This window comes from Myxococcus sp. CA005 (genome assembly GCF_006518205.1).
In the GTDB taxonomy this organism is placed as follows: Bacteria; Myxococcota; Myxococcia; order Myxococcales; family Myxococcaceae; genus Myxococcus; species Myxococcus xanthus.
Genome location: NZ_SRLV01000070.1, coordinates 1 through 23,028, shown reverse-complemented (window position 1 = coordinate 23,028; position 23,028 = coordinate 1). Strand labels below are relative to the sequence as shown.

General features: G+C 69.9%; 21 protein-coding genes. 12 read left to right on the top strand and 9 right to left on the bottom strand.

Annotation, left to right across the window (positions count from 1 at the left end; all coding sequences use genetic code 11):
• The first annotated feature begins 15 nt into the window (after positions 1–15).
• Positions 16–765, top strand: coding sequence for a carbohydrate deacetylase (locus tag FMQ63_RS26505; protein WP_011556247.1), 750 nt, complete (start codon positions 16–18; stop codon positions 763–765).
• Here FMQ63_RS26505 and FMQ63_RS26500 read toward each other — a convergent pair.
• On the bottom strand, positions 749–2,647 hold the full coding sequence (locus FMQ63_RS26500) for a hybrid sensor histidine kinase/response regulator (RefSeq protein ID WP_011556248.1): 1,899 nt from the start codon (positions 2,645–2,647) through the stop codon (positions 749–751). The genes FMQ63_RS26505 and FMQ63_RS26500 overlap by 17 nt on opposite strands.
• A gap of 162 nt (positions 2,648–2,809) precedes the next feature.
• On the opposite strand from FMQ63_RS26500, the gene queF reads away from it, so the two are divergent.
• The gene (gene queF / locus FMQ63_RS26495) at positions 2,810–3,178 is read left to right on the top strand and encodes a preQ(1) synthase (RefSeq protein ID WP_026113840.1); all 369 of its coding nucleotides are present in this window, start codon (positions 2,810–2,812) and stop codon (positions 3,176–3,178) included.
• A 14-nt stretch (positions 3,179–3,192) separates the two neighbouring features.
• Here the strand turns inward: queF and FMQ63_RS26490 are convergent, their stop codons facing one another.
• Entirely contained in the window at positions 3,193–4,284 is a 1,092-nt protein-coding gene (locus FMQ63_RS26490; RefSeq protein WP_074960096.1) for a serine/threonine-protein kinase, read from the bottom strand.
• A gap of 98 nt (positions 4,285–4,382) precedes the next feature.
• Between FMQ63_RS26490 and FMQ63_RS26485 the strand changes: the two genes are divergently transcribed.
• The 6 genes from FMQ63_RS26485 to FMQ63_RS26460 all read left to right on the top strand — a co-directional run bounded on the left by FMQ63_RS26485 (position 4,383) and on the right by FMQ63_RS26460 (position 10,546).
• The gene (locus FMQ63_RS26485; RefSeq protein WP_225909537.1) at positions 4,383–4,586 is read left to right on the top strand and encodes a hypothetical protein; all 204 of its coding nucleotides are present in this window, start codon (positions 4,383–4,385) and stop codon (positions 4,584–4,586) included.
• A gap of 80 nt (positions 4,587–4,666) precedes the next feature.
• Positions 4,667–5,800, top strand: a complete 1,134-nt coding sequence (locus FMQ63_RS26480; RefSeq protein ID WP_011556252.1) for a phosphatidylserine/phosphatidylglycerophosphate/cardiolipin synthase family protein — start codon at positions 4,667–4,669, stop codon at positions 5,798–5,800.
• A gap of 48 nt (positions 5,801–5,848) precedes the next feature.
• Positions 5,849–6,649, top strand: a complete 801-nt coding sequence (locus FMQ63_RS26475) for a hypothetical protein (RefSeq protein WP_225909538.1) — start codon at positions 5,849–5,851, stop codon at positions 6,647–6,649.
• Positions 6,646–7,554 (top strand): type VI immunity family protein, encoded by a 909-nt coding sequence (locus tag FMQ63_RS26470; RefSeq protein ID WP_011556254.1) that lies wholly within the window; start codon positions 6,646–6,648, stop codon positions 7,552–7,554. The genes FMQ63_RS26475 and FMQ63_RS26470 overlap by 4 nt, the downstream gene beginning before the upstream one ends.
• 106 nt (positions 7,555–7,660) lie before the next feature.
• Positions 7,661–9,178 (top strand): Ppx/GppA phosphatase family protein, encoded by a 1,518-nt coding sequence (locus tag FMQ63_RS26465; RefSeq protein WP_011556255.1) that lies wholly within the window; start codon positions 7,661–7,663, stop codon positions 9,176–9,178.
• 147 nt (positions 9,179–9,325) lie between these two features.
• A complete protein-coding gene (locus tag FMQ63_RS26460; protein ID WP_011556256.1) occupies positions 9,326–10,546 on the top strand; it encodes a zinc-dependent alcohol dehydrogenase in 1,221 nt (406 codons plus the stop codon).
• Positions 10,547–10,566: 20 nt separating this feature from the next.
• Here FMQ63_RS26460 and FMQ63_RS26455 read toward each other — a convergent pair whose 3' ends face one another.
• Entirely contained in the window at positions 10,567–11,592 is a 1,026-nt protein-coding gene (locus FMQ63_RS26455) for an S-adenosylmethionine:tRNA ribosyltransferase-isomerase (protein ID WP_026113841.1), read from the bottom strand.
• Positions 11,589–12,317, bottom strand: a complete 729-nt coding sequence (locus tag FMQ63_RS26450) for an SDR family oxidoreductase (RefSeq protein ID WP_011556258.1) — start codon at positions 12,315–12,317, stop codon at positions 11,589–11,591. The genes FMQ63_RS26455 and FMQ63_RS26450 overlap by 4 nt, the downstream gene beginning before the upstream one ends.
• 85 nt (positions 12,318–12,402) lie before the next feature.
• On the opposite strand from FMQ63_RS26450, the gene FMQ63_RS26445 reads away from it, so the two are divergent.
• Together FMQ63_RS26445 and FMQ63_RS26440 are read left to right on the top strand one after the other, a co-directional pair.
• The gene (locus FMQ63_RS26445; protein WP_011556259.1) at positions 12,403–12,960 is read left to right on the top strand and encodes a helix-turn-helix domain-containing protein; all 558 of its coding nucleotides are present in this window, start codon (positions 12,403–12,405) and stop codon (positions 12,958–12,960) included.
• A gap of 41 nt (positions 12,961–13,001) precedes the next feature.
• The gene (locus tag FMQ63_RS26440) at positions 13,002–13,616 is read left to right on the top strand and encodes a DUF4230 domain-containing protein (RefSeq protein WP_026113842.1); all 615 of its coding nucleotides are present in this window, start codon (positions 13,002–13,004) and stop codon (positions 13,614–13,616) included.
• A gap of 7 nt (positions 13,617–13,623) precedes the next feature.
• Here the strand turns inward: FMQ63_RS26440 and FMQ63_RS26435 are convergent, their stop codons facing one another.
• A complete protein-coding gene (locus FMQ63_RS26435) occupies positions 13,624–14,904 on the bottom strand; it encodes a tetratricopeptide repeat protein (protein WP_225909540.1) in 1,281 nt (426 codons plus the stop codon).
• 30 nt (positions 14,905–14,934) lie between these two features.
• On the opposite strand from FMQ63_RS26435, the gene FMQ63_RS26430 reads away from it, so the two are divergent.
• Both FMQ63_RS26430 and FMQ63_RS26425 read left to right on the top strand, forming a co-directional pair.
• Positions 14,935–15,606, top strand: a complete 672-nt coding sequence (locus FMQ63_RS26430; protein WP_011556263.1) for a TIGR02269 family lipoprotein — start codon at positions 14,935–14,937, stop codon at positions 15,604–15,606.
• Between the two features lie 6 nt (positions 15,607–15,612).
• On the top strand, positions 15,613–16,338 hold the full coding sequence (locus FMQ63_RS26425) for a double-CXXCG motif protein (RefSeq protein WP_011556264.1): 726 nt from the start codon (positions 15,613–15,615) through the stop codon (positions 16,336–16,338).
• A gap of 12 nt (positions 16,339–16,350) precedes the next feature.
• On the opposite strand, the gene FMQ63_RS26420 is transcribed toward FMQ63_RS26425, so the two are convergent.
• The 4 genes from FMQ63_RS26420 to FMQ63_RS26405 all read right to left on the bottom strand — a co-directional run bounded on the left by FMQ63_RS26420 (position 16,351) and on the right by FMQ63_RS26405 (position 23,027).
• Positions 16,351–16,593 carry a DUF1059 domain-containing protein gene (locus FMQ63_RS26420; RefSeq protein WP_020478033.1) on the bottom strand — a complete coding sequence of 81 codons (243 nt, stop codon included), beginning with the start codon at positions 16,591–16,593 and terminating at the stop codon, positions 16,351–16,353.
• Between the two features lie 106 nt (positions 16,594–16,699).
• The gene (locus FMQ63_RS26415) at positions 16,700–18,292 is read right to left on the bottom strand and encodes a hypothetical protein (protein WP_225909541.1); all 1,593 of its coding nucleotides are present in this window, start codon (positions 18,290–18,292) and stop codon (positions 16,700–16,702) included.
• A 148-nt stretch (positions 18,293–18,440) separates the two neighbouring features.
• Complete coding sequence (locus FMQ63_RS26410; RefSeq protein WP_225909542.1) at positions 18,441–20,630, bottom strand: serine protease; 2,190 nt, start codon at positions 20,628–20,630, stop codon at positions 18,441–18,443.
• Positions 20,631–20,909: 279 nt separating this feature from the next.
• Positions 20,910–23,027, bottom strand: coding sequence for a response regulator (locus FMQ63_RS26405; protein WP_228556500.1), 2,118 nt, complete (start codon positions 23,025–23,027; stop codon positions 20,910–20,912).
• Between the last annotated feature and the right edge of the window lies 1 nt (position 23,028).

Here is a 23,028-nt window from a genome sequence, read left to right as displayed (position 1 = left end):
GAGGAGAACCCCGCCATGCCGTCACGCGCCCTCATCATCAACGCCGACGACCTGGGCTACGACCCGGCCGTCACGCGCGGCATCCTCCGCTCCATGCGCGAGGGCGTCGTCTCGTCGGCCACCTTCATGGTGAACACGCCCTTCTCCGAGGCCGCCGCGCGCGAAGCCCGGGGCCTCTCCATCGGCCTGCACCTCAACCTCGCCCGGGGCGCGCCCGTGTGGAGCGGCTTCCCGCGCGAGTTGCTCGGCGAGGACGGCGGCTTCGTGGAGGCGCGCGCGGGCAGCCTGCCGGCGGACGCGGTGGAGGCGGAGTCCTTCGCCCAGCTCGCACGGCTCGCGGGCCTGCTGGGCCTGCCGGCCACGCATGTGGACGTGCACAAGCACCTGCACCTGCACGCGGGGGTCCTGGAGGGCCTGGCCCGGGCGGCGCGAAGCGTGGGAGTCCCGGTGCGCTCCATCAACGCGGAGATGCGGCGCACGCTGCGGGCCCAGGGCGTCGCCACCAACGCGCACTTCGTCGGGGATGCGGGCGCGGAGGCGTATTGGACGCTGGAGCGCTTCGCCTCGGAGCTCGCCGCCCTGCCCCAGGACGGCGTCATCGAGCTGATGTGCCACCCGGGCTACCGGCCGGAGACGCTGAAGAGCGGCTACGCGGCCCAGCGAGAGGTCGAACTGGAGACCTTCCTCCACCCCCAGGCGCGCGAGGTCCTGGCCCGGGCGGGAATCGTCCCGGTGGACTTCCGCGTGCTCACGTCCGGGAGCTGAGCAGGTCCAGCGGCGCCTCGGCCGTGGACCGCCGCTCCACGGAGAGCGCGTTGCGCACCCGGGTCACCAGGTCCTCGGGCCTGTAGGGGCGCGTACACAACGACGTGCCCTCATGCGCCCACCAGGGGCGCTCATCCCCAGCCAGCAGGATGGGCACCGGCCGCGCGCGCGGCAGCGTGGCGAAGGTCTCCAGGAAGACGCTCGTCTGTCCCTGCGTGGCGCTGGTGGACAGGACGATGAGGTCCACCGGCAGGTGCGTGGCTCGCCGCAGCGCCTCGGCGCCGTCGCGCGCCGTCAGCACCTCGAAGCCCTCGGAGAGCAGCACCTGCTCCGCCGCGGCCTCCTGGGTCTGGTCCTCGTCCAGCAGCAACAGCCGGTGGGGCAGCCGCCTCACGTCGTGCGGCGCCATGCGAGGCAGGCTCAGCGAGAAGGTGCTGCCCTTCCCTTCCGCGCTGCGCATCGACAGCGCGCCGCCGTGAAGCCGGGCGATGGAGTGGCTGATGAAGAGGCCCAGCCCCAGTCCGCCGAAGTGGCGGTGCGACACGTTGCGCGCCCGATAGAAGCGCTGGAACACCTGCGACTGGTCCGCGCCCGGGATGCCGATGCCGTGGTCCTGGACGTGGATGCGCGCCTCGCCCTGGGAGCGCTCCACCGTCACGACGATGGGCTCTTCCGGCGCGCTGTACTTGTGCGCGTTCTCCAGCAGGTTCACCAGCACCTGCTCCAGCCTGTCCCTGTCCCCGCGCACCCAGACGCGCTCACGGGGCACTTCCACGGCGAAGGGCCGCTCGAAGGCCGCGCGGAAGTGGTCCACCACCTCCGCCACCAGTTGCCCCACCTCCAGCGGCGCCAGGTCCAGTGCCAGCCTCCCCGCGTCCAGGCGCGACGCGTCCAGCAGGTCATCCACCAGCCCCACCAGCCGATCCACCTGCCGCTTGGACTTGAGCACCGTGGCCAGGTCCACCGGCTGGCCCGACGACAGGCGCCGCTCCATGGTGAAGAGGCCCAGCTTCAGCGGCGTGAGCGGCGTCTTCAGCTCGTGGCTGGCGATGGAGATGAACTCCTCGCGCACCTGGAGCGCCGCCTTGGCCTCGCGCAGCAGGCGCGCGTTCTCCACAGCCACCGCCAACTGGTTCGCCGCGGCGCTCCACAAGTCCAGCTCCCGCACAGAGAAGGACGTGCCCTGTTCCTTGTAGAGCAGCAGCAGGCCCACCGTCCGGCGCGGCGCGCACAGCGGCACAGCGGCGAAAATGGAGCCCATGGAATCCCCATAGCCCCGCTGGATGCCCAACTGCGCCTGACGCAGCGCCAGCGCCTGCCGGAACGGGTCCGACTGGGAGTCGAAGGTCGCCTCGGGGGACTCCGAGCCGGCCAGGTCCGACACCGCCACCCGGCGCAGGCTCCCGCCCTCCTCTTCGCAGAGAAAGACCTCGGCGCGGCGCACGTGCGCGCAGCGGACCAGGGCCACCACGGCGGCGGCGCAGACGCTGTCCACCTCCAGCGTCTCCCCCACCGAACGGGCAATCTCCTGCACCGCCTGGGAGAAGGCCCCCTCGTCGTCCACGCCCGAGGGCTCCACCACCAACCAGACGCCCGCTGCCTCGCCCGCCGAGGCGGGCTTCACCTGCACCCGGACCTGACGCAGCGCGCGGGTGATGACGTGGCCGGTATGGGACGCACCGTCCCGGATGGCGCGCTCCAGGGCGTCCAGACTCCGGGTGCGCTCCAGGGCGTCCCGCAGGTCGCCACCGGCGTGCAGCGCCACGCCCGTCTTGTGGGCGAATCCTTCCTCGCACCACTGCACGCGCAGGTCCGGACCGACGCGAACCAGCGCCAGCGGCAGGCACGAGAATGCATCTTCGACGTCGGAGGGAAGCGGCATGTGCTCGGGCAGGGGGAAGAGGCTCCCCTTGATTATGGGCCTCCGCCCGAGCGGCAACCGGCCCCCCCCCAGGATTCCCCCCTGCTGGACGCCGGGCGCGTTGGCAGGCGGACATCGAAGGGAGGGATGACACGCGGCGTTGGTGTGGTAGACGACAGCGCCATGCCCTCGCAGCCGTCCAAGGAACTTCAGACCTTCCCCAACCCCGCCGCCGATCGCGACTACGAAATCGTGTTCGACGTCCCGGAGTTCACCTGTCTCTGCCCGCTCACCGGTCAGCCGGACTTCGCACGTTTCAAAATCACCTACGTGCCGGACCAGAGCTGCATCGAGCTCAAGAGCCTCAAGCTCTACATGTGGGCGTACCGCAATGAGGGGGCCTTCCACGAGAAGGTCACCAACACCATCGCGGACGACATCATCAAGGCCATCCAGCCGCGCAAGCTCACCGTGGTGGGCGACTTCTTCGTGCGCGGCGGCATCGGAACCATCGTCACCGTCACGCACGACAAGTCCAAGCAGCAGGCCTGAGCCACCCGCCGGCCTCAGCGGGTGAGCTGCTCCACCAGCGGCGCCCACTGGGCCTGGGTGAAGTAGAGCCCGGTGCCCGCCGCCGTCATCAACGCGATGGCGGCGGCCAGGGCCCACCGCAGCTTCCCGCCCTGGCGGGAGCGCCCCGTGTCGAACACCTCCACCGCGGCGTCCAGTTCGTGCGGCCGCATGAGCTGCTGGGCCTCCGTCTCCGTCAGCTTCTGACGGTGGCGCAGGAAGGCCACCAGCAGCGCCGCGTGGGACACCTGCACCTCCTGCGCGAGGAAGACGTCCAGTTCACGGCGCATGGCGGCGGCGTCGGGGAAGCGGTCCTCCGGCTTCACCTCCATGGCGCGCTGGATGATGCGCACCAGCGGCGCGGGGACGTTGGGCGCCACCTTGGAGAGCGGCGTGTACTTGCCGTCGCGAATCTTCGCGAAGACCTCGCCCGCCGTCTTGCCGTGGAAGGGCCGCGCGCCGGAGAGGGCTTCGTAGAGCAGCACGCCGAGCGAGAAGATGTCGGTGCGGCCATCCACCGGCACGCCCGTCACCTGCTCCGGGGACATGTACGACGGCGTTCCCACCGCCATGCCCTGCTGGGTGAGCGCCTCCATGCCCACGTCCTTGGCGATGCCGAAGTCCATCAACTTCACCTCACCGGACTTGGTGAGCATGACGTTGGCGGGCTTGAGGTCGCGGTGGATGATGTGGCGGAAGTGCGCGTGGTCCAGCGCGCTGGCGATGCGCGCGGCGATGACGCCGGTGACATCCGCGGGCAGCGGGCCTTCCTTGATGAGCGTGTGGAGGGTGGGGCCGTCCACCAGCTCCATCACCATGAAGAGGCTCTCACCCTTCTCCACCATGTCGTAGAGCGTCACGATGTTCTGGTGACGGAAGGCCGCGAGCGCGAGCGCCTCGCGCCGGAAACGCGACAACGTCTCCCTGTCGCGCTGGCCATCCGGGAGCAGTTCCTTGATGGCGACTTCGCGCTGCAACATCTCGTGCAGGCCTCGGTACACCAGGGCCATGCCACCACGTCCCAGCTCTCCGAGTACGCGGTAGGCACCAATCTTCCGATGACGAACGGGCTTCGCAGCAGGGGGCACGGCGCGCAGGCTATCGAAGCAAGCGCACAGCGTCGATGGGAGGATGTGGCCGCGCGCCTCCGGGCCGGGTCCGAGCATTCATGTCCTGGCCCCGCACGATGAAAGCCCGTCTCCTCCTCCCCGTTCTCGCGCTCTTCACCTTCAGTGGCTGCTTCCACCATCACCACTACGACTCGCGTCCGCCCAAGTCGAAGAAGTCCAAGCGGAGCAGCAAGCACTGCCACCCGAGCCAGTACTGGGACGGCACTGAGTGCAAGCACAAGGGCAAGGGCAAGGGCGCGCGGAAGCACGACGGGCGATGACGGCTCGTGGCGGGACGGCTCCCATGTCACGGTGAGGCTGTCCCGTCGAGACGCTTGGAGCGGTAGGGTGGAAGGCGCTCATGCGCGCCGAAGCCTCACTGCCGCCGGTGACCGCTCCTGGTCTCCGCCTTCCCCTCAACGAGGTCCGTGAGGAGCGCGTCACCCTGCTCGACGGCGGGACGGAGGCGTACCCGCGGATGCTGGAGGCCATTGCCACCGCGCAGGTGCGGGTGCACCTGGAGGTCTACACCTTCGAGCGGGATGGCATTGGCGCGAGGTTCCTCGAAGCGCTGGTGGCCGCGGCGCACCGGGGCGTCGCGGTGAAGGTGGTGGTGGACGGCTGGGGCAGCATTGGCGCCAGCCGGCACCTCAAGCAGACGCTGGAGGCCGCAGGGGCGAAGGTGCGCGTGTACAACCCGCTCACCTCCCTGTGCACCGGCCGCTCCTGGCGCAACCACCGGAAGATTCTCCTCGTCGATGACTCGGTGGCGTTCCTGGGAGGCATCAACATCGGGGACGCGTACGCGGCGAATGGGGACCAGCCCGGCTGGGCCGACCTGGCGCTGGAGCTGCGAGGTGACATCTGCCGGCAGCTGGGGGCCACGCTGCACGCGGGGGCCTCCGCGCTGGAGTCGGGCGCGGTGAAGCTGTTCCTGTCCGGCTTCGCGGGTGGGCACCGGCTGCGCAAGCGGTACCTCCAGGCGATTGACGGCGCGGAGCACGAGGTGGTGCTGGCGCACGCGTACTTCCTGCCGGACAAGGGCTTCATGCGGGCGCTCAAGCGCGCCTCGCGGCGAGGCGTGACGGTGCGGCTGATGCTGGCCGGGCGCAGCGACGTGGTGTTCGCGCGCGCTGCGACCATGCGGCTGTACCGCGACTTCCTGCGCGCCGGGGTGAGCATCCACGAGTGGACCGACTCCACGCTGCACGCGAAGGCGGCGCTGGTGGACGGAAAGAAGCTGCTGGTGGGGAGCTTCAATCTGGACCCGCTGTCGCTGGTGAACCTGGAGACGCTGGTGGAGGTGGAGGAACCCGGCGTGGCGGCGCAGGCGCAGCGGTGGCTCGACAAGCACCTGCGCGGCTCGCGGCGGGTGTACCTGGAGGACTGCGCGCGCTCCGGACTCCAGCAGTGGCTGCTGGACATCGTGGGGCTGGCCGTCGCCCGCCTCGCGGAGCGCTTCGCCAGCTTCATGGGCCGGCGGCGGAAGCGGTAGCGTATCCCCGTGTGTGCGTGGCCTCCATGGCCCTGCATGGGAGGGGACATGCCGCGACGTACGTGGATGACGCTGGTGGTCAGTGGCCTGGTCGCCGGTTGCGCGGCGCGCCCGGAGCGCTACGGCTTCGACTCAGCGACCAGCGCGTGCCGGCAGAATCCGGCGGTGTGCGCGCGAATGGCGGGCGAGGAGGCCGTCCTCCCTGGCACCCGGGCCCTGCGGGTGGCGGCCTCCATTGGAACCGCGGGCGACGCGGCGCTGCGACTGCTGAAGGCGGAGGAGCGGGATGCCATTGAAGAGGCCCTGGAAGCCTGCGTCGACGACGCGCGTTCGACCGTGCTCATTGCGTTGTTCAACGGCAGGAGCCCGACTCCGGAAGAATGCCGCTCGGAGGTCACGGTGGACGCGCAGGGGCGCCCCGTTACGCTCGCGATGCAACTGGGCACCGAGATGCACAAAGTCGCACTCCCGTGCGCACACAAATGGCTGAGCGAACTCCGTCCAGGAGGTTATCGCCTCGAACCACGCTATCGCTACAACCCGGACTCAGGCAGATGGGAACCCATGCGGGAAGAGGACGTGCGCGCACTGCTGAGACATGGGCGGGGCAGTGAATTGAAGGGAACGCTTGTCCCGGACGTCGTCATCCATACCGGGTCGGAGATGCAGGTCCTGGCCATCTACGACTTCAAGTTTCCCTGCGTGACGCCCAACCGCCCGTCGAACTGGCCTCGATACCCCAAAGGACATCCCCACGAGGGCCAGCAACAGGATGCGATGTACCAACGGGCCCTGAAGCCAAAGCAGGCCCCGCTCCAAGTCACACCCCGCCTGGGAACCCTGCCATGAACGCACGCCCTCCAAGGCTCCAACCTCAGGACCGAGACGATACGCCGGGCGTGTCCACGGGGCTCAGTGCGAGCTTCTACCTCCCCCATGCCCATTCCGCCGTGGCAACCGCGGTGCTGCAAGCCCTGGAGGTCTACCAGCGGACCGTGGGCCCACGCGCTCTGACCTCATACGAGGGCGAAGATGGAGAGTGGCACCTCCTGGACTCGCAGGGCTGGGCGGAGGTTCATCGTGGGATGCAGGAGGAGCCATGGGCCAACGTCCATCTTTCCGACGCATCCCCAGAGGCGTCCTTCCGCTTTGACTATCTGGGACGTGAACGCGTCGACGTAACCTCCGTGAGCGGTCTCGGTGAAGTCAGCGCCGTGTCGTTCTGGCTTCCAACCGAGTACCTGGAACGGCACGGTCCACGGCAGACCCGGGAGCTGCTGATGGCGCTTGCCGCCCCCCTCCCCTTTTCCTCGGGCAACGCAGGCCTGGCCTTCAACGGCTCCCTCGACGTAGCGGCCAACATCCGGCAAGTGCGTCGCGACTGCCTTCGCTATCCGGGGCTGGATGTCCTCAGGCTCGGCATGACGTCCCTTCACATTGGCACGCGCGTTCGAGGCCCCTCCTGGCTGACATTCTTGGGAGCCCCCGTGCTGAGCCAACTTGGAGGGGCCGCCCAACTCCGCTCCCGTATCAACGCTCCCAGCACCACCGTGCAGACGATGGAGGCGACAAGCGCCGTTGTCACGCTGGGCGACGCGCCCGCGACAGGTGACAGCGAGCACGGCGAGTCACTGTCCAGCTACCGGGAGCTGGCTCGTATCCTGGAACCATGGACGCTGTGGGGAGAGGGCGAATCCATCCTGGGACTCACACCCGAGGCAGCGCGCCGCTGGGAACGCCGCTTCCTCGACTGAGCAACTGATACAGGGCTGTCACGCACTGAAGCGAGGGGCCAACCTGCCGGTGCGGTTCCCGCTGCGATTACCACCGGAGCCCCGTAGACTCCGGCGAGAACCACCCATGCCTTCTCGCCCCCCTCCGCCCGTACTCGCCGCCATTGACGTGGGCACCAACGCCGTCCGTCTGGAGCTGGCACGGCCAGACGCCGACGGCGCGCTCGAAACCATGCACCAGGAGCGCGACGCCATCCGCCCGGGAGAGGGCGTCTTCGCCACCGGCTCCATGCCGGAGGAGACGGCCGAGCGCCTGCTGGCCACCCTGCGCCGCTACGCCGCCCTCTGCCGCCGCCACAAGGCCCAGGTGCGCGCCGTGGCCACCAGTGCCATGCGCGAGGCCAAGAACAGCGCCGACATCGTCCGCCGCGTGCGCGAGGAGGCCGGCCTCAACCTGGAGGTCGTCAGCGGAAAGGAAGAGGCCCGCCTCATCTGCCTGGGCGTGCTCCACCGCAAGCCGTCCCAGACGCGCTCGCTCCTCATCGACATCGGCGGCGGCAGCACCGAAATCGTCACCGCCATGGGCGAGAAGCCCGACAACCTTTGGAGCCTCGCGCTGGGCTCCGTGCGCCTCACCGAGGTCTTCGACGCCTCGCGCACCGTGCCGCCCAAGCAACTGCGCCTCATGCGCAGCTTCGTCTCGGACGTGCTGCAAAAGACGCTGCCCCCCACGGTGCCCAACGTCCCCCGTGTGGCGCTGGGCTCGTCCGGAACCATCAACGCCGTGGTGTCCTTCGCCGCCGCGGAGAACAGCGGCAACGCCACCGTCCGACAGCTCACGCAGACGGTGGACACCCTGGCGCAGATGCCTCCCGAGCGCCGCCGCAAGCGCTTCGACCCGCGCCGCGCTGACATCATCGTCTCCGGCGCTGTCATCCTGGAAGGCGTGGCCAGGCACCTGGGCGTCGAGTCCGTCAGCGTCGTCAACCGCGGCCTTCGCGACGGCATCCTCGTGGACCTGCTCTACCGGCAGGATGAGCACCGCGAGGACCACAGCCTCGCGGACGCCGCCCTGGCCCTGGGCAAGCGCTTCTACTTCGACGAGAAGCACGCCCGCCAGGTCGCCCGGCTGTCACTCACCCTGTTCGACAACCTGGCCGCCCTGCACCAGTTGCCGCTGTCGGTGCGCTCCCACCTGGAGGTCGCCGCCCTCCTCCACGACGTGGGCCACGCCGTCAGCTACGAGCGGCACCACAAGCACACGTACTACCTCATCCGCCACGCCGACCTGCCGGGCCTCGCCGACCGCGAGCGCGAGCTGGTGGCCCGCGTCGCCCGCTACCACCGGCGCAGCCCGCCGGAGCTGACCCACGCCGGCATGGCGGGCCTCAATCCGGCCGAGGCACGGACGGTGCGCAAGCTGGCCACCTTGCTGCGCGTGGCCAACTCGCTGGACGTCAGCCACCACCAGCCCATCAAGGACTTCAAGGCCACCAACGGCCGCGATGGCGTGGCGCTGCACCTGCACACCCGGCACCCCGTGGACCTGGAGCTGTGGAACGCGGACCGCGAGGTCCTGAACTTCCGCCGCGTCTTCGGCAAGCGGCTCACCTTCCACGTCCACCACGCATCCAGCGGCCGCTAGCCCCCGCTCCCCCGGCCGCCGAGCAGAAGAGGGGGCGGCGCTCGCTTTGCCCTCACCCGGGGCGATGCCCAGGCTCCAAGTCACGCGGGTCTGCGTCCGCGCAGGCCCTTTTCGTCTTGGGGCCCCGAGGGGGCAGGAGCGCGCGCAATGAAGGCTGTCGTTTTCCATGGGATTGGGGACATCCGGCTCGACGACGTGGAGGAGCCGCGAATCGAGAAGTCGACGGATGCCATCGTCCGCCTGACGGCGAGCGCCATCTGCGGCACGGACCTCCACATGATTCGCGGCACCATGCCGGGCATGAAGCCGGGCACCATCCTGGGCCACGAAGGCGTGGGCGTCATCGAGGCGCTGGGCGATGACGTCCGCAACCTCAACATCGGCGACCGGGTGGTCATCCCGTCCACCATCGCCTGCGGCAACTGCTCGTACTGCCGCGCCGGGTACCACGCACAGTGCAACGACGCCAACCCCAACGGCCCCAGCGCGGGCACGGCCTTCTTCGGCGGTCCCCAGGAGACGGGGCCCTTCCACGGCATGCAGGCGGAGAAGGTGCGGGTGCCCTTCGCGAACGTGGGCCTGGTGCGCATTCCCGAGGGCGTCAGCGACGAGCAGGCCATCCTCATCTCCGACATCTTCCCCACCGGCTACATGGGCGCGGAGCTGGCGGAAATCAAACCCGGTGACACCGTGGCGGTGTTCGGCTGCGGCCCCGTGGGCCTCTTCGCCATCGTCAGCGCGAAGCTGCTGGGCGCCGGCCGCGTCTTCGCCATCGACTGCCACGAGGACCGGCTGGACCTGGCGCGGGCCCAGGGCGCCGAGGTCATCAACTTCGAGGAGGAAGACCCGCTCGAGACGCTCAAGCGCCTCACCAACGGCATTGGCGTGGACCGCGCCATCGACGCGGTGGGCGTGGACGCCATGCATCCGCACCACGGCCCCGCGGCGAAGAAGGCCCACCAGGAGAAGGCCGAGTTCAAGCGCGAGGTGAAGGAAGCCGCCCCGAAGACGAATCCCAAGGGTGACAACTGGGTGCCCGGCGACGCGCCCGCGCAGGCCCTGATGTGGGCCGTGGAGGGACTGGCCAAGGCCGGCACCCTGTCCATCATCGGCGTCTACCCGGCGCAGGTGCGCACGTTCCCCATCGGCATGGCGATGAACAAGAACCTCACGATGAAGATGGGCAACTGCAACCACCGCAAGTACATCCCCAAGCTGCTGGAGCTGGTGCGCACTGGCGTGGTGGACCCCACGGCCATCCTGTCCCATGTGGAGCCCATGGGCAGCGCCATTGACGCGTACCGCAACTTCGACGCGCGCAAGCCCGGCTGGGTGAAGGTGGAGCTGGAGCCCACGCAGCTCCAGTAGGGCCCCGAGGCCCACACCGCTCACGCGTCCAGCAGCAGGCACGAGTCTCCGAACTCGTGCCCCAGGTAGCCGCGCGCCTCCGCGTGCGCGGCCACCTCCTGGAGCAGCGGCAGCGGCGCGAAGGCCTGAAGCAACGCGTGGTGGCGACTCCCTGGCTCGTGCACGCCGGTGAACAGCCCGTGCACCAGCCGAGGGACGAAGCCCGGCCCCAGCAGCAGGTCCGTCACCTCCTCCCCCGCCACCAACCAGCCGCCGTGCCGCGCCGCGCGGCCCTCCAGGGCCCGCACCACGGTGGTGCCCACCGCCACCACCCGCCCCCCGGAGGCCCGCGTGTGCAGGACGGCCTCCACCGTGGCGGCGGGAATGTCGGAACGCTCGGGCCAAGGCAACGCCGCGTCCAGCGCCGCGTCTCCCGTGGAGGACAGCCCCGCCGCGTGGGTGAGCGAGGCCAGCCGCACGCCCTGCTTGCGCAGCGTCAGCAGCACGCTCCAGGTGAGGGGCAGCCCCGCGGAGGGCGCCTCCACGGACCAGGGCCGCGCGCCATACGCCGTCTGCACATGCCACAGCGACAGCGGCGCCTCCAGGTACGCATACTGCACCGGACGCCCGCTCCGGTAGAGCCCGGACCAGAGCGCCGCCCCCGTCGCGTCGAAGGCCACACGCAGCAACCGGGGAGACGGTGGCAGCACCGCCACCACCAGCGCCTTCAGGCCTCCCACCACGAGCCCCGCGCCCACGGCCAGCACCGGCGGCGGTGGCCGGTCCTCCGTGCGCCTTCGCCAGTCCCCCGCGCCGAAGAGCACCCCTGTCCAGGTGCCGTCCGGCTCGCGTGACAACAGGCGCAGCTCGATTCGTTCTCCGGACTCCGTTCGCCCCACCAGGGACGCGGGCAGCGTGGCGGCGTCGTTCACCACCAGCAGGTCCCCGGCGCGCAGCAGCGACGGGAGGTCCGCCACGCGGGTGTCGCGATAGCGGCGGGCGCGCGGCTCCACATGCAGCAGGCGTCCCTCCTCGGGGCGGTCCGCGGGCCAGCGCGCGGGCTTCATGCGGCCTCCAGCTTCGCCGCCTCCAGGCGGGCGCCCGAGGGCACCGACTCCGACTGCCACGCCACCCACTCCACCAGCCGGGCCGCCACCGCTTCCGGCCGGCTCAACTGGGAGTAATCCCCGTCCGGCACCGCGTCACGGTACATCCGCGTGTCCATCTCCCCGGGGTCCACCGAGACGAAGCGCACGCCCGTGCCCTCCAGCTCCGCGGCCCAGACGCGCCCCAGGTGTTCCAGCGCGGCCTTGGACACGCCGTATGCGCCCCAGCGGGGATAGGCGGACACCGCCGCATCCGAGGTGATGTGCATGACCAGCCCCTTGCCTCGCACCGACATGTTCCCGGCCACCGCCTTGGTGAGGCGGAAGGGGCCCACCACGTTGACCTCCAGCACGCGCTGCAGGTCCTCGCAGGCGGTGTCCAGCAGCAGCGGCAGCGGTGTGGGCCCCAGCGTGCTCGCGTTGTGGACCAGCACGTCCAGCGGGCCCACCAGCGCGGTGGCCGCGCCCACCATCGGGTAGATGGCCTCCTTGTCCCCCACGTCGCAGGCCAGCGCGTGCGCCTCCAACCCCTCCCAGCGCAGCGCCTCCGCGACGGCCCCCATCTCCGCGGCATGACGCGCCACGCCCACCACCCGCGCGCCTCGGCGAGCCAATCCATTCATCAGCGCAAGCCCCAGTCCCCGGCTCGCGCCCGTAATCAGGATGCTCTTGTCGATGCGAATCATTCGTGCGTTCTCCTTGCGACGGGAGATACACGCCGCTCGCCATTGCGTTGGCATGTGGTCCAAGGGCTTGGCAGATTGCCAATCCATGAACGACGATGACCTGCCCGGCAGACTGGCCCGCAACATCCGTTCCCTGCGCGAAACGCGAGGCGCCACACAGGCGCAGTTGTCCCGGCTGGCGGGCGTGCCGCGCGCCACCTGGGCCCATCTGGAGTCCGGCGCGGCCAACCCGACCCTGTCCGTGCTGCACCGCGTGGCCGCCGCGCTCCAGGTGTCGCTGGAGGAGCTGATTGCGAAGCCCCGCGCCAGTGCCCGGCACTACCCGCGCGCCACCCTGCCCGTCCGGACGCGTGGTGGCGGAATGCTGCGCAAGCTGCTGCCGGACCCGCTGCCGGGCATGGAGTTCGACCGCGTGGAGCTGCCGCCGCAGGTGCGCATCACCGGCGTTCCGCACACCCCCGGCACCCGGGAGTACCTGGCGTGTGAGTCGGGGGAGCTGGTGCTCGTCGCCAGTGGGGAGCGCTTCCACCTCCAGCCCGGGGACGTGGTCGTCTTCCGGGGGGACCAGAAGCACTCGTACGAGAATCCTGGAGCACGGACGGCCGTGGGTTACTCGGTCGTCCTGCTGGCGCCTTCGATATGAGCTCGCCGGAAGCGCCTGCGCGGGGAGGTACACTGGGGCCCATGGCGCACCTCTCGCGAGTCCTCACCGTCGTCCTGGGCGCCGCGCTCGGCGCGCTGGGGGCCTGGGTGTTGATGAAGCCCGCATCGCCGTCGCTGCCGGACACGCCGTCCGTCGTGCAGCAGATGCGGGACGTGGCCCGGCTGGAGACGCTGGAGGTCTCGCTCTACAAGAAGGTGACCTTCACGCCGGAGCCCCAGGCCACGGATGCGCTCTGGAAGGACGTGCTGAACTGGGCGCGTTACGCGCTCCAGAATCCGCATGGCCGCGCCATCGTCTTCGCGAACGCGCACCTGGGCTTCGACTTCCAGCGCTTCGACCGCTCTCATCTCCAGGTGACGGGCACGCGCGTCTACGTGATGCTGCCGCCCATGGAGGTGAAGGTGGAGCTGCGTCCTGGCGAGACGGAGGTCATCGACTCCAACCTGGACAGCGAGCAGACGGCGCAGTTGCTGGAGAAGGCCCGCCTCGCCTTCGAGCAGGAGGTCCGCTCGAACGGGAAACTCCAGCGGCGGGCGCGGGAGTCAGCGGAGCGTTCGCTGCGGGCGCTGCTGCTCACGCTGGGCTACCGTGAGGTGCTGTTCGTGGACCACCTGCCCGCGGGCACGGCGGGCTGAAACCGCCTCACACCGCGGACAGGCCCTCTTCCGTCAGGCGGAAGGTGCCCGGGATTCCATCCGGCGAGGGCATGAGTCGCGCCAGGGCCTCGCACGCGGCGGCATCCGACTCGCGGCAGACCAGCACCAGCTCACGCCGTCCGAGGGCCACGCGCAGGGGGCCCTCTCCGGCGAGCAGTGCCAGCTCCTCGCGCTGCGAAGGCAGGAGCAGCCGCGCGGCGTCATGGCCGTCCCCCTCCGCCACGGCCCAGAGTCCGGAGAAGGCCTCCGCCAGCCGGACTTCCCCCTGGTCGACGAGCACGGGCCGCACCGGAGCCAGACGCGAGGCGAGGTTGCGCCATGCCGCCGCGTCCGCCGACTCCGGCGTGAGTCCCGCGGGGGCCAGTGCGGCTTCGGGCAGGTAGCGTACGAACTCCGCGTCCTCCAGCACGTAGAAGACTTCCAGACCCGCGGGACCGGGCCGGTGCAAGGCGCCCACGGCGCGCGCCGCGAAGTCCGCTGGGCGCAGCACCGGGCGCAGCCGCGCTTCCAACGCCGCGACCTCCGCGCTCAGGCCCGAAGACAACCCGCCGAGCCGCGCCGCCAGCGCATCCGCGTAGGCAGTGAGCCCCTGCGTGCCCGGGGACTCCTGGTAGGCCGCGTACAGCGAGCCCACGTCCACGCGTCCAACACCGCCCGTGGCGAGCTTCACGAGCAGGTCCTTCCCCTGCCGTCGGAACGCCACCCGTGCGCGGCCCAGCGCGGCGGTGAGCGCGGCGGTGAACTCCGGGCGCAGCACCTGCTCCTGGGGAACGGACGGAGGCGGCAGGTCCACGGACTCCAGTTCCTCCTTCAGCAGCCGTGCCTCGGCGTCGAAGGGGTCGCGAGCCAGCGCATCCGCGACATAGGCACGCGCCTTGTCCGCTTCACCGCGCCGCAGTCCCAGCACCGCGAGCACCTTGAGCACCTCCGGGTCTCCTGGCGATTGGGCCAGGACCTCGGTCAGCAGCCGCTCCGCGTCGCCGTGGCGCTCCAGTCCGAGCAGGGCCCGCGCCAGTCCCAGCCGCACAGGCAGGTCGCGTGGGAAGTCCCGCCGCAAGGTCTCCAGCAGGGGCAGCGCCTCACGTTCAGCGCCCGCGTTGATGAGGGCGTGCGCCAGGGCCAAGCGCAAGGCGGAGCCGGTGCCACGCTGCGCCTCGGCACGGAGCAGGGCCAGCTCCGCGTCGCTCAGAATCTCACCCGCCTCCACCTTGCGGCGGACGCGCTCCAGGTCCAGGGGGGCACTCACTGGCGGGACTCTAACGACCATCTCGGCGCTGGACGATAGGTTCCCCAAACCATGCGAACACTCCTGTCACTCTGGCTACTGCTGCTCACGGCACCGTGGGCAGGCTGCGCGTCGGCTCCACAGGCGTCCACTCAGCAAGCATGGAACGGCGCCGAGGAGGCGTGCGCCACGCCAGATGAGGACCAGTGCGTCTCGCTCTTGTGCATGGGAGACGCCTGTGGCTTCTACCGGTGTCAGGACCTGGATGGCGCGGTGGAGTTCGCGCGCTTCCCACCGGCTCGCCCGCCCGCGGCGGTCGCGGCTCCCGGCAGAGGCCCCCGGAGGAACCGGGGCGGAGGACAGCACCTGCCTCGGGGCGCCGTCATGGTGTTCCCCAACTGGAATGGCGCCCCTGAGCGCTTCTTCTCAGCGCCACCTCGACTCACACCTGGGCGCTGGGAGAAACACCACATCTTCCCGCAGGCAGAGGACCTCGCCCGCTGGTTCGAACGGCAGGGAGTGAAAATCCACGACTACACGATGCCCATTCCACGCCACGTCCATCAGCGGATTCACCGGGGCGGCGAAGGGGGCGGCGAGTGGAACAGGGCCTGGCGTGAGTTCAAAGACGCGAACGAGGGTGCGACCCCAACCGAGATTTTCAGACACGCAGGGGAGCTGATTCACCGCTTTGAGCTCATGGGCGGTCCCATCCAGCCCTACTATTCTCGCCCTGGAGCATGAGGACGAATGACGCGTTTCTTCTGGCTGCGCGAAGACTCGACGGTGCAAGCCCACACCAACGGCAGCCTCAACGCCGCGCACAAGTGGGGGCTGCCCGGCCTCGCGGGATGCCCGGGCTGCGGTGAAACCTGGGCCAGCTCAGGACATCAGTATCCCGCCGTTGATTTGTCCGTCCTGCCCGAGCAGAGCGCCTTCTTGAAAGCCAGGCCTGAGCCATTCACCGAGTTCTCACGGCTCCGGGAGCTGGTACGGCCCCTGGCACCACCAGGTGCCCTGCTTCCCCCGGGGACGACGTTCGGCCCGTTGGTGGGAACCGCCTCCGGGCGGTTCGGTTCCTTCGCATGGCTGGGCAGCAGTCTGTTGCTGATTCGCCACGAAGAACTGGAGCGACTTCGGGAGGAAGGCATCCGCGGGCTGCTCGGCGCGCGAACAGAGCTGCGGTTCCGGCAGAAGGACGCCCCCGAGCTCCTGGAGCTTCAGCTCGACCCGCGTGGCCAACTGCACGCGGACTGCATGCCTCCTGACCTGCCCCCTCGGTGCGCCACTTGCGGACGCCTCGGGTTCCGTCGACCCGACGAGCCCATCCTCGACGCGGCCTCGCTCCCGGTGGACGTGGACCTGTTCCGGGTGGGCAACTTCGCCACGATGATTGTCGGCACCGAGCGGTTCATGGAAACGGTGCGCCGCCTGGAACTGGACGGAGTCTCGTTCCGCGAGCTGCCCACACACTGACAGGCGCGGCCTTCAGTGCCTGCTCGGCTGCTGCGGCTCCTGCATCGACATGGGCTGGCCCATGCTGGCCTCGGGCGCCTCGTCCTCGAGCATGCCGCGAACCATCTCGCGCAGCTCACCGGAGTCCTCGTGGCCGTGCGCGGAGACCGCGTGCGAGATGGCCGCCTGGAATACCTCGTCCTCCTCGCCCGAAATCGTCAGCGTGCAGTGGGTGTCACTGGGCGCCTTCCGGCAGTCCATCGTCTTGCGTGACATGGTGGTGTCTCCTCCTCCCTCAGAGGTGGACACCGTCATCCAGCGCCACAAGGGAGGGACAGGCAGCCAGGGCCCGGCTGCCGTGCCCACCATCACACCTTCCGCCTCAACGCGCGTTGAGCGTGGCCACGAAGAACGCACTCCGCTCGCTGAACAGCCGCGCTGACACCGCATCGTATTGCTGCTGCGCCTCGGGCGTCTCGAAGTACTGGTCGTTCCACGAGCCCATGCCGCCAAATACATCGGACAGCAGGTAGGCGAGCAGTCCACGCAGCTTCTCCTCGGACATCCCCAGCGACTGGAACAGTCCCAACGAGCCCAACCTGTCCTCGAAGACCTGCACCGGCCGCCCGTCGAAGCCCGCGGCCTTCACCGCCTCCAGGTAATCCGGCACCCGCTCCGGTGACAGTTCGTCGTAGCGCGGCGCCTGCCCTTCGAGCGCGAACAGCGCCAGCTTGAACGCATCCGCGAAGTTCGAGCCCTGCGCGGCCGAGAAGGCAACTGCCTCCCGCAATGCCTTCGTGAAGCCACGCCGCGCCTCGTCCCAGGACGGCCCCTCGGCCACGGGCGCGGGCCCGGCCGCCAGTTCGTGGAACAGGTACATCTGGTACACGTCGGGATTGGACTGCAGGCGCAGCAATTCCTTGCCCGGAATCCACCCCGGGTCCTCTCCCCGAGAGAACGCAGGCCGGACGCATCCGCGCAAGGACTCGGGGATGACCAACTCCGCGCCATGGACCCGGGCCGCCTGCTGCAACGCCAGCATCAGGTTGCCGGTCAGCATCGACTGGAGCCCATCCGGCGCCATCGTCCGGAGACGGGCCTCGAAACCCTCCGCCGTCACGGGTGACTCCCCCTCCGCCAGGAACGAGTTCTGGTCCCGGGCGATGCGCGTCCAGGCATCCACGGCGAAGGGCTGCGCGGCCACCAGGTCAGCGAACTGCTGGGGCGTGGTGGTGTCGGTGAGGAGGAGCTGCTCCTCCGACGGGACGAACTCCGCCTGCTGCTCGGGAGACAGCATCTCGCGAAACAGTGCGTCCGGGTCGCTGGTGTAGAAGCAGGCCCGGAGCGCGTCTGGAATCGTCACGTCCGCGCCGTGACGGCGAAGGGTGGCCTGGAGTTCCTCCACCAGGTCACCGCCGCGCAAGTCGTAGTGCACGAACCCGTCCGGCGAGGCCAGGTAGTCCGGCACCTCCGAGGCCGGCACCGCGGGCCGGTCGTTGAGCTGGTTGTTCTCGGAGATGGACTCCGCCCAGGCCTCGAAGACGCGGTCCGCGTGCGACTGCGCACGGGCGAAGTCCACGAGTTGCCGCGCGGTGAGCAGGTGCGGGCGGCTGGAGTGCATTCGCAGGAGGAAGAGCGAGGACGCCCCACCCGAAGTCACCTCCAGCACCACGCCTCCCGAGTTGGCGAACGCGGCGGCGATGTGCGCGGGAAGCGCCTCGGTCGAGGACGCGCCGAGGTCCACCACGCGAACGGAGTGCACCCCACCTTCCTCGAACGAGTCGAGCCACGTGGCGAGCGGGAGCTCACGCCCATCCAGGAGCCGCACACCCAGGGAGTACGCTCTCGGCACCTCGAGCCGCCGCAGCGCCCAGGACGCGCCCAGTTCCTCTTCCAGCGCCTCGAGCCGCTGAGGCCACCGGGCACGGTCCTCCCGCAACAGCGAGGACACCAGCACCAGGCAAAGGTCATCCACCCGCACGCACTGCCTCCGGGAAAGGACGCGGCGGGAAGCGCCGCGCCGGAGACCAGACAAAGCACGGCGACGGACGGATGCAAACACGTCACGGCTCCGCCCGCGCCAGGAAGGCACGCGAGCGAAGCCGCGTCAGACGAAGCGACGGCTACTGCTTCGGCTTCGGCTCGCCGTGGGTGTAGATGTCGTAGCCGATGCCGCCCAGGCTCTCACGCTCAGGCTTGTCCTGGTCGAATTGCACGACCTCCAGGTGGTAGGGCTCCGGCGTGGCATCCGCCGAGCGCTCGAAGAACATCCGCAACTGGTGCTCCTCGCGGAAGCCCAGCGGCAGCTCGTGGAACACGCCCCCTTCCGGAGACACGACCTCGAACTCGCCCTCGCGCAGCATCTTCATGCCCTCGGCCTTGCCGCCCGCCTCCACCCAGCGCTTGAACAGCTCGTCCGGCAGACGCACGACGACACGGCCGCCATTCCCCGGGAAGGGCCGCTGCCGGTCCGTTTCCGGCACCCGCACCGCCAGCCGCAGCGCCCGGATTCCCTCGTGCACGTTGCGCACGATGAAGTGGACCTCCTCGCTGCCGGACTCCAGGTCCACGATGTTCACGTTGCGCCAGATGATGTTGTTGTTCTGACGCACGTTGGTGTCGATGTCCGTCGTCTCGGTGAACGACATGGGGTCGGATGCGGACTCCCAGCGCGCCACCAGGCAGTAGTGGCCCTCGCCGGGCAGGCTGCTCCACGGCGCCTGGACGATGTGCGTGTCGGGTGTGAAGCCGTTGACGGCGACGTCACCGAACTGCGTCCAGTCCGTGGGCCAGGCCAGGCCGGTGGAGGCGTTGGCGTAGTACAGCTTGAGGCGCCCCGTGGCGCCCGGACGGGGCCCGCCGTGCAGCTTCACGTAGGCGTAGTTCGTCGCGCCCAACTCGGGGTTCTGGTGGACGTGCGGGTTGGCGACGCCGTCCGGGTTGCGGCGAATCCAGATGTACGGGCTGGCCCACATGTCCTGGCCCGCGGTGGCGGGGTCCGGCTCCAGGCCGGTGTCGGACCAGGTGTCGCGCATCCAGACGTCATACGGGTCCGGGCAGGTGGCGCTGCGCAGCGCGCACTGAGGCAACAGGGAACCCAGGTGGGAGATGATGGAGGTGATGGGCACGCCACGGTTGGGGCAGTTGGCGCAGTGGTGCAGCGCGACGACGCGGTGGTCGGAGTTGGCGATGACGGGAGAGCCGGACGAGCCACCCTGGGTGTCCGCGTAGTAGCCGATGTCCAGCGGGCCACCCGGCGAGCACGCGGGCCGGTTGAGGGCGAAGATTTCCGCGAAGCCCGAGGCGTCCGACGCGTGCGTGGAGTTGCGGGCGATGTGCTTGCCCCAGGCGGCGGGGTGCTGGGGAATGTAGATGCGCTCATCCACGAACGCGGTGGTGTTGCGCAGTTGGAGGTAGCCGTAGGTGGCCGTGGGGTTGGTGGGCAGCCGCACCAGGGCGTAGTCCCGGGGCGCGTCCACGGCGATGAGCGTGGAGCTCGTGGCCACCACCGTGCCCGGACAGCCGAACCAACTGTTGCAAGCGGAGGTACAGGCGCCGCCCTCGGCCATGAACTCGAAGTCGGTGTTGAGCGCGTCCGAGGTGTTGGCGATGCAGTGCTCGTTGGTCATCACGTGGCCCTGGTTGCCCACGAGCCAGCCCGTGCAGGCCCCGCTGCCGTTGATGAGCAGACGGGCCACCGCGCGCGAGTGCTTGTACTGACGCGGGTCCGATGTCTGGTAGCAGCGCGCGTTGCGCGAGTCGTCCGGACCGCAGAGGGCCTTGTTGTCCAGGTCCTCGCCCAGCGCCGCCAGGTTGGCGAAGCCACGAGCGAACCGGTCGATGGTGTAGCCGGACTTCGCTTGGCCGCCCGTGCTCCACAACTCGACGATGGCGACGTCACCGGAGATGTGACCACTCCAGAAGCCGCCCCTCACCGGCGCGTTGCCCTCGCCCTTGCCGAAGCCCTCGTAGCGGTACTCACGCGAGCCGTCCGGCGCGCGGACGATGACGTAGTCCCCCGACGCGAGCGCGAACTGGCTGAAGTGCGGCGCGATGTACGTGGCACCCGGGCTGCTGACGCGGTCCGTCCAGGCCAGCTCGGCCTTGGCGCGAACACCCTCCGGACGCGCGCTGGGCTGACGTGACTTGAAGGTGGCGACGACGTCCTCACCCACCTTCACGCGCCCCTGGGCATCCCGCTGCAGGGGAGGTTGTGACGTACGGCCTTCGCAGACCGCGCTCTCTTCCGCCATGGCACCGCCGCCGGCCAGCATCATTCCGGCCAGCAACAGGCCTCTCAGATTGAATCTCACGCAGCACCTCTTGGGAGTGGCAACCACCGGGGGTGGACGCCCGAATCAGGACCGCGGGCACCGGCGGGCCCGCGGTCCTGGAGCAAGCGACGAGCCACACTCGCAGTTCTAACCAGACAGGGAGATTGCACTGGGGAAGCACCCGCTCCCCTCGGACACGGGCCCCGCCCGGCGGAATGGGCTTCGCGGTGTGACGCGTGCCGCAACACTTTGAGTGGAAAGTGTAACGCCGCGAGCTACCGGCCCGGCTGAGACCCCACGTCGTCCTGTCCGCTGCGCTCAGGCGGGTGGCGCGGAACCCGTGGTCGACGCACCGTTCTCGGAAGCGGCGGTGTCGGACTGCCCCAGGAAGTCATCCAGCGCGCCCACGTCGATGGGCTTGCGGAACACGGCGTCCACCAGCGCGAGGTTGGAGCGGTTCTGTCCGCGCACGTCCATGCCGGTGACGATGGCCAGCAGCGCCTGAGGGGTCTTCTTGCGCAGCTCGCGCGCCAGCTCCCAGCCGCTCATCTCCGGCATCACCGCGTCCAGCAGCGCGGCGTCGTAGCGGCGCCGGTCCCACATCCCCAGCGCCACCGCGGGGCTGTGGGCCACCTGGACCTCGTAGCCTTCCTCGCCCAGCACCTCCGCCATCATCCGCGCGTTGTCGAGGTCGTCATCCACCACCAGCACGCTGCGCGTCTGCTGGAAGCGCCGGGGCCCCGCCGGCCGCATCACCTCCGCGCGCGACGGCTCCGGACGTGGCGCGGTGGACACGGCGCCTTCATGCACGCGGGGCAGGCGCACCACGAAGGCCGTGCCCGTACCCGAGGCCGGAACCTCCGCCGTCAGCTCGCCGCCCCAGCGCTCCACCTGTGCCCGCGCCACCGCCAGGAACAGGGACAACTGCGGCGCGCTCGCGTCCCGGCGCAGCGGGTCGAACAGCCGCGCCAGCTCATCGGGCGCGTAGGGCGTGCCCTCGTCCTCGATGCGCAGCGTCAGCCACGAGGAGCCTTCCGCGCGCGTGGAGACGTGCAGCCGGCCTCCGGCCTCCATCCGGTCGCGCGAGACGAGCAGCAGGTTCACCACCAGTTCGCGGAAGAAGCCCGTATCCGCGCGCACGTTGCCGACATCGCCCAGGTCCAGGTCCACGTACACCGGGTGCTCGCGCTGCTCCAGCTCGCCGCGCGCCAGCTCCAGCGCCTCCCGCACCGTCTGGTCCACCGGGACGTCGGTGGGCTGCTCCTGGGTACGCTGGATGTTGAACTCCTGGAGCCGGGCCACCAACTCGCCAATCTGCTGCACCGTCTTGTCGAGCGCCTCCAGGTGCTCGGGCTTGAACTCGCGTTGCAGCAGGGTGATTCGCAGCCGCAGCACGTTGAGGAAGTTGTTGAGCGCATGCGCCGCGCCACTGGCGAGCTGTCCCAGCGCCTGCTGGCGGGTGCGCTGGAGCAGGCGGCCCTGGAGTCTGCGCAGTTCCCCGTGCGCGCTCTGGAGTGCCTTCGTCTTGTTCACCGCTTCCGTGCGGTCGGTGAAGGTCTGGATGGCGCCGGCCAGCTCGCCCTCCTCTTCCCAGACGGGCGTGGCGCTCAGCTCCAGCGTCGCGGTGTCGCCGCCGGGGCGCTCCACCACCATCATCACCCCACGCACGGGCCCCTTCTCCTTGAGTGCCCGCAGGAAGGGCATGTCGGCCAGCTTGAAGGGCTCGCCCGTGAGGTGGCGCGCGTTCACCTGCGTCAGCACGGGATTGATGGTGTTCGCCGCCCGCCCCCCCACCACCGCGCGCATGGGCACCCCCATGAGGCGGCTCACCGGCGGCGTAGCGAAGGAGACGGTGCCGTCCACCTCCGCCAGCATGATGCCCACGTCCACCTGGTTGAGCACCGACTCCATCACCGCCGCTTCACGAAAGCGCACCTCCTCCGTCTTCAGGATGCGCGCATAGGACGCCTGGGCCGCGGCGTCCGCCTCCCACACCAGCTCCGCCACGAGCTCCGCCACCTGGGACTCGATGAAGCCACCGTTGCGGCGCGCGTAGACGTGGAGAATCACCTCTTCCAGGGACTTGAACTCACGCGTCAGGTCCTCGGGGTCGAAGTTCTGGGTGTAGCGGAAGGCGCCGTGCGGGCGGACCACCTCCGGCCAGAGCCGGACGACGTCGTCGGGCCGGTCCTTGAGCAGGCGGGCCAGCTCGTCCAGCAACCGGCGCAGCGGAGCGCGCAGGTCCCTCCCGGGGACCTCCACGTCATATGTCTCCGCGCGCAGGCGCTTGGCCCACAGGCGCGCCAGGCGCTCGCGCTCCTCCTGGAGGAGGTGGGACAGGGCCTGTATGGGATTCACGTCGGGCACGTTCAAGTCAGCAAGCTGCACACGCGCGCCCGCCATGGCCACCCGTGCGCTCGCCCGCCCGCCTGCCACC